Below are 13,688 nucleotides of genomic sequence, written 5' to 3'. Positions count from 1 at the left end.
TATCCGATCAGGGGGCTTCCCCATTTAATTCACCGAATTCAGCAACTTCTTTAGTGTATCCATATCATGAACCGACACTAATTGCTCAAGATGATCAAATATCTGCTGCTCATCCCAATTCCACCATTGAAGCTTAAGTAAAGCTATAATCGTTTCGTCGTTGAAGCGCTTCTTAATTACCTTTGCAGGGTTACCGCCAACAATGGTATAGGGTTCAATGTCCTTTACAACAGTTGAGTTCGAAGCAACAATCGCCCCGTCACCCATCACTGCCCCTGGCATAATTGTGACATTTTGACCCAACCATACATCATTACCAATCACTGTGTCACCTTTAAAAGGTAACTGCTCTAGTGTTGGAGTGACCTTCTCCCAACCTCCAGCAAAAATATTAAAAGGATATGTTGTAATCCCATCCATCCGATGATTAGCACCATTCATAATAAAAGTAACCCCTTCAGCAATGGCACAAAACTTACCGATTATCAGCTTATCTCCTAAAAATTCATAATGATGCTGAATATGGTCATAGAAATTCTCAGGTGAATTCTTATTGTCGCTGTAATAAGTATAATCACCAATCTCAACGTTTGGCCTACTGGGCAAATTCTTAATGTAACAAACGGTTCTTATATTTTCATTAGGATACAGTTTATTTTTATCTGGTGCTATTGTCATACAATCACTCCTCTCAGCGTTCTCTCATCGCCTTGAATTGGTTCATCATTCCTACAAATGTTTCTCTATAATTTATTATTACCTTTTTTTTTATTGTTTTTTCTTTATTTTCTTCATAAATTCATTTTTCTTTTCGGTAATAGCATGAATTTCATTGATCAACAAACCATCTCTCTTATGTCCCTGCTCAATAAAGAACATGGAAACGGCCCCTAAACCTACATGCGTACCTACGGCCACACCCATTTGCATAATAAAAATTTCACCTGTGAATTCTGTTTCTTGTCTGATCTTATCCAATAGAGTTTCAGCAATTGCTCGCTCTGAAGTGTACCCTATAATAATGAAGTCTGTGATATCCCAGTCATTTCTCAGAGTAAACTCTCTCACATAATGGTTCAGGACTCCCTTAAGTCCTCTTTCCTTTGCTACAATTGCGCCTTTGCCATTTCTCATCGACATGATCGGTTTGATTTTCAGAATCCTACCAATTAAGGCACTAGCATTTGTCAGTCTCCCACTTCTAATTAAGTGATTTAAATCATCCACACAGAGAAAGTGCTTCACATTTCTTTTAAAGGTTTCATTAAAATGAACTAATTCGTCAAAACTAAACCCTTTGTCTCTCAACATAGCCGTTTTCAAAATTAACCATCCACTACCCTGGCTCATCGATCTTGAATCTACTACATGAATTTTAATCGAAGAATCCGGATGATCTTCAAAGAAAGATTCTTTCGCCAATTCAGCAGATTGATAAGATCCACTGGTCCCACTCGACATACAGATACATAATATTTCTGTGCATCCATCTGTAATAGCTTGGTCAATAATTTTCAAATATTCTGAAGGGTTTGGCATCGATGTAGTTGGGCTTTCTTCAAGATTATCAAGAATAGCGTAGAAATCATCCGCTTTAATATCGATTTTATCTCTATTTTCTTTACCATTTATACTTATCGTTAATGGCGCGATCCCAATGTTATATTTCTCAATTATCTCGTCAGTTAAGTCACAAGTTGAATCCGCCATTATTTTAATGATCTTAATTCCCCCAAATATATCGATTTAAGTTCTGGTTAGTCTTCTAAGCTAGCATATATGAGAGGGATTTATAGGTAAAGAAATGTTCACCTAGATTGAACGGAATTTGTCGATTTTTGACTACACGGTCACACAATTATTGATTCTCTGGGGAATTCCCCCAAATGATCTATCATATTTATGAAATCATTTCTTCATCTTAATAAAATCGGACAAAAAAAGAAAACGACGTATGTTCAGTCGTTTTCTTTAGTAATGAGAGTAAATCTAGTTCATTTGAATCAAGATGAAGACTTATCTTGCCCCGGAACGATACAACTACCATCCGTACATAAATCAACATCTGGGTCACCAAGTACGGTAAAAGATGGATGTTCTTCATCCCAAGCTTTCTGCAGTGCACCTAGGAATGTATCGCTTGATTGCGCCCCAGATACAGCATATTTGCGGTTAATAACAAAAAACGGAACACCTCTAACGCCAATCTGCATTGCTTCCTGCTCATCCGCACGCACTTCGTTACTGAATTCCCCACTCTTCAATACTTGGAGAGCTTCAGCACGATCAAGTCCCACCTCAGCAGCCAAATCAGCTAGTGTTTCTTGATTACCAACATGTAGCGTATCGGTAAAATGAGCCTTCAGTAAACGTTCCGTCATCTCTTTAAGCTTCCCTTTGGATGCTGCAAAATGGGATAAGCGATGCGCGTCGAATGTGTTCGTCTGAATTGTACGATCGAAATAATAATCCAGACCCAGCTCTTTTGCCTGCTCCGTAATATTGTTCGTATTGGCGATGGCCTGCTCGCGGCTCATGCCATATTTGGATGCAAGCATTTCATATACATTCGGATTACCATCAACAGGCATATCCGGCGCAAGCTCAAAGCTCTTATAAACAATTTCAATTTCTTCTTTATGTGCAAACTGCTGTAATCCAGCTTCAAACTTACGTTTTCCTATATAGCAGAACGGACACACATAATCGGACCATATTTCAACTTTCATTATTCATACCTCCATGATCTCTAGATGTCTTCATTATAACCCGACTATTATAAAAAAGTAAGTTATTTTACAAAAGATATTAAGTAAGTAAAATAACTTAACTATTAAATCTATTTATCTGTTCCAAAGTACTTATTCGTAGGTAACTCAAAATTCCAAGGACCTCTTATCACCACTTCTGGATCATTTATCGTTAACTTCATCACTTTGCTACCCGGCTTAATATCAAATTGAAGATATTCTAGTGCTTTTGTGTGTTCATTAAATTTGCCCATGTAACTTTGAGCATCAATCTTAAAATTAATCAACGATTCCGTAGCTTCCTCATTAAAGTTAAGGTCTACGTACATTCTAAGCTGATCCTTATCTACAACTTCAAGTTTTGTTATTTTAACGGGGAAACCTGCGATTTCGAATGTTTTGTCACTATCCGCAGTCGTATCGCTTGGAATATCTAAAGAGATCTTGACTTTATCATTATAAGTCACGTTAATCTCAGGGATCGTTAGGTTATAGGTTGGAACATCGCTATCAGATAATTCGAAGTAAAACTCGTTTGCTGGACTTGAAAGCAATGGTTTACTCCGATTTAGTTCAGAGATAGGCGAACTAACATAATGTTCGCTTGCAATGCTTGAAGACACCATAAACTGTTTTATTTCATGCCTATTTCCTTTCTCATCTATAACGTCTATCTTCTGATCCCCGTGTATACCTTGTATACCAAAATTAATAATTTTAATTTCCTGAGGAACTTGTGACACTAAAGAAATTCTAGCAGTCCCCCCAATGCGGCTAGCAATTGCAGTGATGGTCACTCCGTTCTTCGTGTCCGTTTCTCCCATATCTTGATAACTATTATATGTCTCTGCCTTTGTGAGTGTAAGTGGAATGATGATTTCTGGATTATCTTCTATAATAATTTGTACCTTCCCTTTGAGGTCCAACTTCCCCTGTTGCCAAAAGGACCCTCCCCATTGGCCCGACGTACTACTTGTTACGCCAGATTCCAAGTTATACTCTATTCCTTCTTCATTGATTATTTTGATACTTTGAAGCCTAGTTGTATTTTCTCCGGACATCGTAATAACGGTCATTTCGTCTTCAACAACCATACCCGTTATCACAACGAATCCCCCCTCCACTTCCGTAGTAATGGGCTCCTTAAGCACATACCTTTCCTGAGGAATCTCTTCTTCCACAACCATCCCTATTCCAGGGAAATACTGTAGAGCTTTTTGGATTGCCGCTATAACTTGAGTATTAAAAATAGCTGTTGTTATCAGAATGAAGGCTACGACCAGCGCAACTATGGTCTTTCGAGGGGTCCATCGCTTCATGCTTTGTCTGGATTCTACTTGTTCAAGCTTTGCTTGCTTAATCCCCATTTGACTTCTCAGATGGAGTTGTGGTGGGATCTCGATTTTATCGATTTCTTGTTTTATATTATTGTTCATACAAATCACCCTCCTCTGTTAGTCGGCGGAGTTTTTTCAAAGCTCGATATAGAATCGTCTTAACTGACCCCAGTGGAATAGATAAGATTTCCGCAGTCTGCTGAATCGTATAATCGTGATAAAATTTTAAAATGATGACACTCTTCTCATCCTCATCTAACAGATCAATTAGGTCTTTCAATGATAAGGATAGTGGGAGGTTATCATCTTCCCCATCCTTTTTCCCCTCGTAGTATTCCGGCTTTAGCTGAACCACCTTTTTCCGCTGCCTAAGTAAATCGATAGAACAACTAATCGCAATTCTGATAAGCCAGGTTTTAAAATATTTCGATTCTTTTAAGCTCGTAATGGATTTGAACGATCGATATGCGGTTTCTTGAACTACATCCAAAGCATCTTCTTGGTTTTTCAAGTACACATAAGCCGTACGATATATGTCTACTTCAAACTGTTGAAATAACTCCAAATAAGCCGTTTCGTCACCCTGCTGAGCTTTTTTGACCAAATGTATGATGTCCTTCACCTACTTCTCTTGAACTCTATACTAATTAGACGTTGCGATTTCAATTTTGGCTCTAACTATAAGAAAAAACCTCCCGTTGGGAGGCAAGTAGTATGTATTTACTCAAAAAGATGCGCAGAGGTTTGGAAGAGCGCCTCTTCCGAAATGACTTCGATCCCATTTTTTCTGAGCAGAGCCGTAGTAACCCCGCTACCAGCCAACTTTACACCTTTAAATTCGCCATTATAAATCATGGAACTTCCACACGAAGGACTGTTTTCCTTCAGGATCACGATTGAAGCTGAAACTTCACGAGCTATAATAAGCGTTTCGATAGCCCCTTTTATATACATATCTGTGACGTCCGCTCCTGTCTTACTAATGACTTTTGCACGCCCATCGAGCACATCTTCACCATTTCCGCCAACAATCTCGGCTGGTTCCCTAGGAATCGAGAAGCCTCCAAGCAACTCTGGGCACACCATGGTCACCTTATTCTCATCTAACAACCTTTGAATGTTCCCATTCAAGCAATCTGTGCCATTATATCTTACCTTTTGTCCCGCCAGACAAGAACTTACCAATATCACGAAGAACGCCTCCTGGTCCAAGCTTCTGAATAACTATACTATATATTTCGGATTCTCAACACTATAGCTGTTGAATTAGACATTCAACCCTACATATTATACTATAATGGTCATCAATGGATATCTAACATAAACTCGAACAATAGATTTCACCTTGTCCTAGGAGTGGTGCTCATGTGCGGACGATATACAATTACAGTTACAATAGAACAATTAATGATCAGATACATGACAGATGATGTGGCCATGGCCCAATATGGTCCGAGATATAACGTTGCTCCTATGCAATACATTCCGGCAGTGATTAACACTAGTTCAGGCAACAGGATCGGACAGCTTCGCTGGGGATTGGTTCCATCTAGGGCCAAAGACGATAAGCACGCAAGTAAGCTAATTAATGCCCGGGCAGAAACACTGCTGGAGAAGCCGTCGTTCAAGAAGTTGATTAGTACACGTCGCTGCATCATTCCAGCCGATGGATTTTATGAGTGGAAGAAACAGGATGACGGTAAACAACCTATGCGGATTGTGATGTCGGATCGAAGTATTTTTTCAATGGCCGGACTATACGATATTTGGGTGGATGCGGAAGGCAAAAAAACTAGCACCTGTACGATTATCACCACTACCCCAAACCGTCTGATGGAAGATATCTATGATCGGATGCCAGTGATCTTACGTCCTGAAGATGAGGCGGATTGGCTTGGAAGAAACAATAACGATGTCCAATCCTTGTTGGCATTATTGAAACCATATGACGCATCCAAAATGAGCGCGTATCCGGTTTCTTCGGCAGTAGGTAATGTGCGGAATGACTCTAAGGAATTAATCGAGCAACTCTCAATGTGATTAAATCCGTAACACTTCTCATCTTAGGCTACGATCTTATCCACTTTGGTTGGAATCATTATAGCATAGTGATAATAACCAATCGGGCAAGTAGCGTACTGCCTTTTGTTTCAAGCAAGAATGTCTCGGTTAATGGAGGCTATACAAAATTAGCTACAGGAAATGATAACATTCAAATTCGAGAGGAGAGATTGATGATGGAACCGGCTTACAAAGACAGAAGTGTTGAAGTGGAACATCGGGAGGTACAAAAGAAATCTGATTCCAGCGTTGTCGCGTCTACCTTTATTAAATACGCAGCTTATATCATCATATTTTTCGGAGCACTTTACTTCTTGGTCAAATATGTATTCCCTCTGTTCTGATCGTTAAAAAAGAACATTCAACAAGAAATCCATCCCCTTCAACTAGCGGGATGGATTTCTGTTTTCCGATGACTAATGACTCTAATCATCTGACTGAGGTACGCCTATTTGCATTTCTAATTATATGTTACAGCCTTGTTTAATCTGAGAAATAAGCATTTATAAGAATCGCTTTTGAGCAATTGAGTACATACTCTTCGTCGTCAAGTTGTTCTTGAACCTTTGTTCGCCATGTATCTTCGTCTAATAAAGTTGAAACTGTGACACCATACCAACTCTCAACATCCTGACGTGTGACTTGATAGTCTAAATCCATGAAATCAAAATTAATCGTATTAAGGTTGTCAATCAGTGCAAAAGCAGCCGTTGCATTATAGATCAGACTTTGTTCTACCATTGTTCTTCCGATGCCCGATACCGTATCTTTATAATTGATTTGAGCTGTTAATTGATCGGAATAAAGTTGATATGTTCTTTCAATATGGTTCAAAGGTAACGAACTGATCAAATGATCGAAATTAGAGAAATCGCCCATGTATTTACTCTTGAATTTCAAGACATTACCGATGTCGTGTGTACGTGGATCTTGCTGCTCGGTTATATATCGCTGCTCATTTTGTTCCTTTTGAGGGATGATCCAGCCTTGTACCACTGCAAATAAGCCAATCCCAAGAACAAGTAGAACCATGATGATCATATTTCTAGTCTTCATCACGCTCACCTACCTCATATTTTACAATTAGTTTCGACGAAGCTTGAAATAGCAAAGGAATGATGACAGAAACAAACGGAAGTGCATACTTGATTGCTAATACAGCAAATTGATAAGGACCCCCCATTTTAATCTGATGCGAAAACCAGATATTGCTACCAAAATCAATGGCTACATTACCTAGTGTCCACACCGTAATAAATAGACTCCAGATCAACCAAATGGATCTCCGGTACCGCTTCACAACTTCCATATCACATATGAATGTCATATTCACAAACCGATTTGCTTTTATAAATCTTAAGATCAAAAATAGCACTCCAATTACAATAACGGCAATTAAAAGAAGCCCATTTAGCAAAGTTCCCTCACCAACGATTCTAAGTGGTATGGTTAAAATCCACGCAATTAGACAATACAACAAAGCGATTTGTAGTAACTCTGTTACGTATCTGGTGAAATAAATTTTTATGTTCCCCTTATCCAATAAAAAATCGACACTATCGATACTTTCGGTAGCAACTCTTATTGCTTGCTTATGCTCCATACCACCCGATGTGAGGTCAGCCACTTTAGCTTCAAGATTACTTAAAATCTCTGCCTTCAAATCATTTGTTTCTTTATTATCCTTATGTCCTTTAAATAACTGGTCCACGTAACTTTGTAATGGATTCATTCTGATCCCTCCAACAAGATTAATGCACGTCAACTTACCTCGTAGGTATTTAGGTATTCATAGGTATGTACCTAATCCTCTAATAACTTGTCGATTAATTCCCTGGCTATCTTCCAATCGGCGAGATTGCGCTGATATGTCTCCATCCCAGCTGCTGTCACCTTATAATACTTGCGCCTACCCCCTTGGCTTTCATCGCCCCAATAAGACTGGATAAGTTGATTAGACTCTAGCCTTTTTAAGCTTGTGTACAGCGAAGGTTCTTTCAACTCGTATTTACCGTTGCTTTTTTTCGCAATAGCTTTAATAATTTCATAGCCGTAATTGTCTCCGTCAAATAACACCCGAAGAATGATGGTATCGATATTGCCCCGAATTAAATCGCTGCTAATACTGTTTTCCTTCATGATTGTTCACCTCACAGGTGTATCATATAAAATATTACTATGTGTGTCAATGTACTTCGCCATGAATAAAACACTCATTTTTTTGAATACAAAAAAAAGCCCAAGCATGATCTGCTTGAGCATGTGGCTATGCCACCTTTGTCTTAATGTATCTTCTCGTTACAGTAACGACTCTGCCCCATCAATGACGATCCTCGCCCCGGTGATATGTATCGCTTCATTTGAGGCTAGGAATGCCACCAAATCCGCAACATTCTCGGCTTCACCTGGTCCGTCCGCGAGGGGTTGAGCTCCTTCCGGATACTCCACAGGGATAATAATCTCTTTCAAATCTTCACTAACTTCCGTACTGGAGTCAATATTCGTGGCTATCGCACCTGGGCAAATCACATTTACCCGGATCTTATACTTGGCTAACTCTAGCGCCGCCATTTTGGCAAAAGCGACTTGTCCGGCTTTCGTCGTACTGTACGCCGACATCCCAAAACCTGAGAAACGATCATTACCGTTAATGGAACTGGTGATAATGATACTCCCCCCGCCCTGCTTTTTCAGGTAGGGCACTGTATGTTTGACAGTTAGAAAGGTACCGTTCAGATTAATGCTCATCGTCTTCTGCCAATCCTCAATACTAATTTCTTCAATAGGTCCCACGGCACCATTAATACCTGCATTAGCGAACACTATATCGATAGCACCAAAATGTTCAGCTACCTCACGAACAGCCTGTTCTACTCGCACCGGGTCAGACACATCCACATCGAAGGCATGGGACATTCCGGGATGGATATTGTTAATCTCTGCTTCCGTACTTTGAGTTCGATCATTCAGAAGATCAAAGAGAGCTACCTTAGCCCCTTCTTTAGCAAGCTTAATCGCTGCCGCCTTACCTATGCCAGACCCGGCTCCCGTCACGATGGCACACTTCCCTTGAAATCGCCCACTGTTCACTTGATTTATCGACATGATGCCACACTCTCCTATTTTTAAAAAATTGAGGTTCTTGAATTCGGGACTCCATAATAAGTTCCTGTCTCAAGATTACCCCAAAAGAGGTGTGATTTAATCATTCGCCTACTTATAGATCTCTTTTCATGAAAATGTTCAGCGAAATCCGGTATGAAATGAATAGACAGAGGAGCAAACTGCAAAGACCGAACCACCATACGGCCGCTTGATGGGACACCATCCAATTCATAAGATCAGCCGAGTCCTTATCATTTATAATGCCAGCAATAGCCGTACTTCCCCCCATCACCATGGCCATCATAACGACATTAAGAATTTGAGCCCCTCTATGCGCTAGCCAGTAGTACAGGGGTACATAAATCAAGACTACCAGAAGCGTACTCAATAACATTCCGGCAACAAATTGTAGATTCCATCCAATCTGCCCATTATTATATAAATCCGACATCCCATTTATAAACATACAAAGCACAAATCCAAGTACGATGAAGATCAAAGAGTTTGTATATTTTGAAATCACCAAAAATCTTCGATTCACCGGAAGGCTGACCAGAAATTGCTGATTAGGCATCCGCATATCCATGCTATTTATTAGAATAAAAATCATACCAGGGAGAAGACCAAACAGCATTTGACTGTCCTTTTGAAAAAGAGAGGAAAACGCAACTGCATAGATCAATATTAACCATAAATAACGCTGAATCAACTGAAAATCCTTGCGCAATAAAGTAGCCATACTATGCATGTTGGTTCCCTCCTTTTGACGTAAAATACATGATCTCTTCTAAAGTAGGCTGTTGGTACAGGACGCGATCCCCAAACAACTCCATAGCTTTTTTACGTTCTCTAGCCAAGCCCTCAAATCCTACAGCCGTCTCTCTTACGCCAACTAGTTCTTTTCTCACATCTGCATCTATCAAACTACTTGCACCCTTCACGAGCAAATAACGCTCCAGTACATCGTCTTTGGTATCTGATAATACGAGATTTCCCTTATTTAAAAATGTTATATAGTCCGCTACCCTGTCCAGATCGGTTGTCAGATGTGTAGAGAATAGAATACTCTTCTCTTCATCCAAGATGTATTCCGAGAGTAAGTCTAGCAGTTCTCGCCGGAAGACCGGATCAAGCCCCGCGGTAGGTTCATCCATAATTAACAGAGAAGGATGATACGATAAGGCCATCGCGATGGAGAACTTCATCTTCATTCCCTTGGAACAATCCTTAATCTTCTTACGCTCCGGCAATTCAAACAAAGTCATGTATTTCGTGTAGGCATCCTCATCCCAACGACTATAAAAAGGAGCAATAATCTGCTTCATCCGCCCCATCGTAATACAATCATAAAATATGTTCTCATCCGAAACGTACCCAATCTCTTCCTTATAGTCACCACTATGAGGACTTAACACATTTCCCAAGACCGAAATACTACCTTTATCAGGTTGAACCATTCCCATAATCATCTTGATGATCGTACTCTTACCGGCCCCATTAGGGCCAATTAGTCCAGTAATGTAACCCTTGGGTACACCAAACGTTACATCCGACAGTTTATAGTTCTTATAAGTTTTGCTAACCCCTGTCACTTCGATCGCATTACTCATTTACTATCGCCTTCTTTCTCCAGTAGCTTGATCCATTCCACTAATTCTTCCGTGCTCAGCGGAATACTTCTACATTCCTCTAGCACTTCTCGAATTTTATCTTCTAACATCTTAAGCCGCTGTTCCCGAATAAATTCCTGACTCCCACCAGACACGAACGAACCTTTACCTACAACAGAATCAATAAGTCCTTCCTGCTCTAACTCGTTATATGCCCTTTTTGTTGTGATGACACTAATCTGTAGATCCTTTGCAAGTTGCCGAATGGAAGGAAGCGGTGTACCTGGGGCTAACTCTCCTTGCAGAATGCTAGCCCTGATCTGCCTGACGATCTGCAAATATATTGATTCTCCAGATGATTGGGAGAGTAAAATGTTCATGGTCACCTTCCTTTGTTAATTTGTTGGATTTTAATTTAATGTATATATACAATATATACACTTATCTAAAAATTATCAACTTTTTTTCAACAAAAAAAACCACCCTATTTAGGGCGGTTTATCAACATAGTATCCTATTCTATTGGATTAACTGACTAACTTACACTTTGACCGCTAGGGAGAGCCTCGGAACGCTGACTCTGACGGAACCACGTCATCATCATATCCTGAAATTTTTCCTTAGGCATGGGGGTTGCAATCAACCAATCCTCGTCATCTTTTGTGCTAGAACGAATCAGCCAGCTCATATAATGATCGTTAATAAATTGAGCACTCTGACCTTCCCATTTATTCTTCTTAGCGTTATAGAACGTAATATTTCCTTGGCACCGCTTCATCTTCAAGCACCTAGCCAGGGCAACAACACCTGCTTTATCATCATTTGATCCCAACAACTCAGCCATAATCTCTTCCATACCCAGATCATCTGAGTGACTCATTACCTGCTCGAACTTACGTTTCGACAGCATGAGCGCAGGAAGTTCTCCCGATCCAGATGAACGACTATTCCATTTCATCCTTTCAGCCAAACTGCTGCATACGCTATTTAATCTGCCCATATCATCAACTTGGCATAGCAAATTCTGCTCCTGTAACCTCTCTACTTTGACAACACGTCCATTCGTAATTTGCAAATATTCCTCGAAGTTTTCTCTTCCGATACTATAATTGACCCAACATGCTAGCTTACTTCGTGATGCATCAGCCAATCGGGACAATATATGCGGTGGTGTGATTAAGGGCGAACACTCAACAATTAACATTTGCTCACCTCCTACTAGAATACGGCTTCATACCATAAATACTATAATGCAAAACTTTTCATTTATTGCATTATAGCATAATTAGATAAAATAGGTAATCTTACATAAATTTTTTTTGTAAAAAAAAGATCACTCACTGACCGTTTTGTGACGGTACATGAGCGATCTTACGGCCTTGCTTCTTATATAATTTTATTTTTTTCTCGCCACAATATGTAAATGTTCTGTAGCATCACGATATTGGGGCAACTCACTGCTCTCACTTGCCACTTGCAATAGATGATCATAAACGACCCGATCCTCTTTGTACAACCTTGTTATTTCAGGTCGCATACCTGCCAAGAAGCTTTCGGTTCCGGCATACGATACAATCTCAAATCCACCTTGCGTGATTTCTTCCAGCGCCTTCACAGGTGTACTGAAATAACACTCTGTAAAGCCCTGATTCTCATCCAGTTTCAATTCTCCTAAATACTTATACAAATGATTCAGGTCTCTGAATTCCTCACTAAATTCAGTTACTCCAGCTTTTAGAGCTCCCCATGAATTAATATATGCAAAGATGGCTACCCCACCCTTTTTAAGAATTCTAGAGGTATCACGAATAATTTTAGTACGATCGCAATCGTCCAGAATATGATAGAGTGGACCCATTACTAGGACAGCGTCGTAAGTTTCATCACTAAGCACATGCATATTCGTAGCGTTGTCACAAATATATGCCTCGGCTTGCAATCCTAATTCTAGAATTCTGGAAGCCGCTATATCGAGTTCTTTTTGCGAGATTTCAAATAAAGTCACTTTATAGCCTTGCTTTAATAGCCAAGTAGAATATCTACCGGGGCCCGAACCTACATCGCAAACATGTCCTGTAACTGGCAAGTACTTTTCAAACAATCGAATTGTACTTAGGAATTCGACTTTACTGTAAGGGTTGTTTAATCTCTCCCATTCATATTCCGCATTATTCTCATAATAATTGCGTACAACCTCACTCATCCGGTATCTCCCCTTTCATTTTTGCTATTATAGTTTCTTATTCGATTCATTGTATGTGATAATTTTCTATAACTATGAAACAATCTTACATATCTACACTTCATTTCCATAACTATCATAAAAAAATCCAGAAACTTGAAACTTTTTAGGATTCTTTTTCGTATTAGGGTCATAAGTCAACAAACATTTATCGAATTATAATCTTTTCTTAATCTATTTTTAAGATTTCTAAATTAGAATGTGTAATATGAAACCACTTTATAGAGGTGATTAGAAATGAGAATACTTATTAATTTCCAAAACAGTCTTGTGCCAGTGTACTTTAACATCGACAACAAGCAACCCATACAGCGGACTTTGAAATTGCTGACAAGCGCACTTGAGAATAAGTTCCGCAATGGTAAGCAAGCTTTACAGAAATGCCTGAACTCTCTTATTAGTATTGAGATCGAAGGTTCCGAAGCGATTCTTCACAGTAAAAGCGAATTCGACTCTCTGGCACTTTCTCTCTACTAATAATTGAGAGTCACTTCGTTGCCCAGACAATTGGAATATAACGATGATATGAAAAGGTCCACACTACGGCTAATTACATTGCCGTTATGTGGACCTTTTCATTGTA

Annotated in this window: 18 protein-coding genes; 3 read left to right on the top strand and 15 right to left on the bottom strand. The window is 39.6% G+C overall.

What is annotated here, in order from left to right:
- Positions 1–24 precede the first annotated feature (24 nt).
- The 6 genes from NST85_RS12605 to NST85_RS12580 form a co-directional block, all read right to left on the bottom strand.
- A complete protein-coding gene (locus NST85_RS12605; protein WP_127193250.1) occupies positions 25–678 on the bottom strand; it encodes a Vat family streptogramin A O-acetyltransferase in 654 nt (217 codons plus the stop codon).
- Between the two features lie 90 nt (positions 679–768).
- Complete coding sequence (locus tag NST85_RS12600) at positions 769–1,710, bottom strand: DegV family protein (protein WP_246054206.1); 942 nt, start codon at positions 1,708–1,710, stop codon at positions 769–771.
- Positions 1,711–2,003: 293 nt separating this feature from the next.
- Complete coding sequence (locus tag NST85_RS12595) at positions 2,004–2,729, bottom strand: DsbA family oxidoreductase (protein ID WP_127193248.1); 726 nt, start codon at positions 2,727–2,729, stop codon at positions 2,004–2,006.
- 110 nt (positions 2,730–2,839) lie between these two features.
- Positions 2,840–4,186 (bottom strand): hypothetical protein, encoded by a 1,347-nt coding sequence (locus NST85_RS12590; RefSeq protein WP_127193247.1) that lies wholly within the window; start codon positions 4,184–4,186, stop codon positions 2,840–2,842.
- A complete protein-coding gene (locus NST85_RS12585; protein WP_127193246.1) occupies positions 4,176–4,709 on the bottom strand; it encodes a sigma-70 family RNA polymerase sigma factor in 534 nt (177 codons plus the stop codon). The genes NST85_RS12590 and NST85_RS12585 overlap by 11 nt, the downstream gene beginning before the upstream one ends.
- 98 nt (positions 4,710–4,807) lie before the next feature.
- Positions 4,808–5,278: a DUF523 domain-containing protein gene (locus tag NST85_RS12580; protein WP_127193245.1), complete on the bottom strand. Its 471-nt coding sequence runs from the start codon at positions 5,276–5,278 to the stop codon at positions 4,808–4,810.
- A gap of 174 nt (positions 5,279–5,452) precedes the next feature.
- Between NST85_RS12580 and NST85_RS12575 the strand changes: the two genes are divergently transcribed.
- Positions 5,453–6,127, top strand: a complete 675-nt coding sequence (locus NST85_RS12575) for an SOS response-associated peptidase (protein WP_127193244.1) — start codon at positions 5,453–5,455, stop codon at positions 6,125–6,127.
- A complete protein-coding gene (locus NST85_RS12570; RefSeq protein ID WP_127193243.1) occupies positions 6,124–6,492 on the top strand; it encodes a hypothetical protein in 369 nt (122 codons plus the stop codon). The genes NST85_RS12575 and NST85_RS12570 overlap by 4 nt, the downstream gene beginning before the upstream one ends.
- Positions 6,493–6,631: 139 nt before the next feature.
- Here the strand turns inward: NST85_RS12570 and NST85_RS12565 are convergent, their stop codons facing one another.
- From NST85_RS12565 to NST85_RS12525, 9 genes are all read right to left on the bottom strand, one after another.
- Positions 6,632–7,204 (bottom strand): DUF4825 domain-containing protein, encoded by a 573-nt coding sequence (locus NST85_RS12565; RefSeq protein WP_246054219.1) that lies wholly within the window; start codon positions 7,202–7,204, stop codon positions 6,632–6,634.
- A complete protein-coding gene (locus NST85_RS12560; protein ID WP_127193241.1) occupies positions 7,194–7,880 on the bottom strand; it encodes a permease prefix domain 1-containing protein in 687 nt (228 codons plus the stop codon). Before NST85_RS12560 ends, NST85_RS12565 begins: the two co-directional genes overlap by 11 nt.
- Positions 7,881–7,951: 71 nt before the next feature.
- Positions 7,952–8,287, bottom strand: coding sequence for a PadR family transcriptional regulator (locus tag NST85_RS12555; protein ID WP_127193240.1), 336 nt, complete (start codon positions 8,285–8,287; stop codon positions 7,952–7,954).
- 159 nt (positions 8,288–8,446) lie between these two features.
- The gene (locus NST85_RS12550) at positions 8,447–9,253 is read right to left on the bottom strand and encodes an SDR family oxidoreductase (RefSeq protein WP_127193239.1); all 807 of its coding nucleotides are present in this window, start codon (positions 9,251–9,253) and stop codon (positions 8,447–8,449) included.
- A 112-nt stretch (positions 9,254–9,365) separates the two neighbouring features.
- Positions 9,366–10,001: an ABC-2 transporter permease gene (locus tag NST85_RS12545; RefSeq protein ID WP_341189443.1), complete on the bottom strand. Its 636-nt coding sequence runs from the start codon at positions 9,999–10,001 to the stop codon at positions 9,366–9,368.
- The gene (locus NST85_RS12540) at positions 9,994–10,863 is read right to left on the bottom strand and encodes an ABC transporter ATP-binding protein (protein WP_341189442.1); all 870 of its coding nucleotides are present in this window, start codon (positions 10,861–10,863) and stop codon (positions 9,994–9,996) included. Before NST85_RS12540 ends, NST85_RS12545 begins: the two co-directional genes overlap by 8 nt.
- Positions 10,860–11,243 carry a GntR family transcriptional regulator gene (locus NST85_RS12535; protein ID WP_127193236.1) on the bottom strand — a complete coding sequence of 128 codons (384 nt, stop codon included), beginning with the start codon at positions 11,241–11,243 and terminating at the stop codon, positions 10,860–10,862. Before NST85_RS12535 ends, NST85_RS12540 begins: the two co-directional genes overlap by 4 nt.
- 155 nt (positions 11,244–11,398) lie before the next feature.
- Positions 11,399–12,067: a hypothetical protein gene (locus tag NST85_RS12530; RefSeq protein ID WP_127194872.1), complete on the bottom strand. Its 669-nt coding sequence runs from the start codon at positions 12,065–12,067 to the stop codon at positions 11,399–11,401.
- A gap of 192 nt (positions 12,068–12,259) precedes the next feature.
- Positions 12,260–13,066 (bottom strand): class I SAM-dependent methyltransferase, encoded by an 807-nt coding sequence (locus tag NST85_RS12525; RefSeq protein WP_341189441.1) that lies wholly within the window; start codon positions 13,064–13,066, stop codon positions 12,260–12,262.
- A gap of 276 nt (positions 13,067–13,342) precedes the next feature.
- On the opposite strand from NST85_RS12525, the gene NST85_RS12520 reads away from it, so the two are divergent.
- Complete coding sequence (locus tag NST85_RS12520; RefSeq protein ID WP_127194874.1) at positions 13,343–13,582, top strand: hypothetical protein; 240 nt, start codon at positions 13,343–13,345, stop codon at positions 13,580–13,582.
- The last annotated feature ends 106 nt before the right edge of the window (positions 13,583–13,688 follow it).

It is taken from the genome of Paenibacillus sp. FSL K6-2524, from assembly GCF_038005525.1.
GTDB classification, from domain to species: domain Bacteria; phylum Bacillota; class Bacilli; order Paenibacillales; family Paenibacillaceae; genus Fontibacillus; species Fontibacillus anaericanus.
This window is presented reverse-complemented; position numbering and strand designations above follow the sequence as displayed.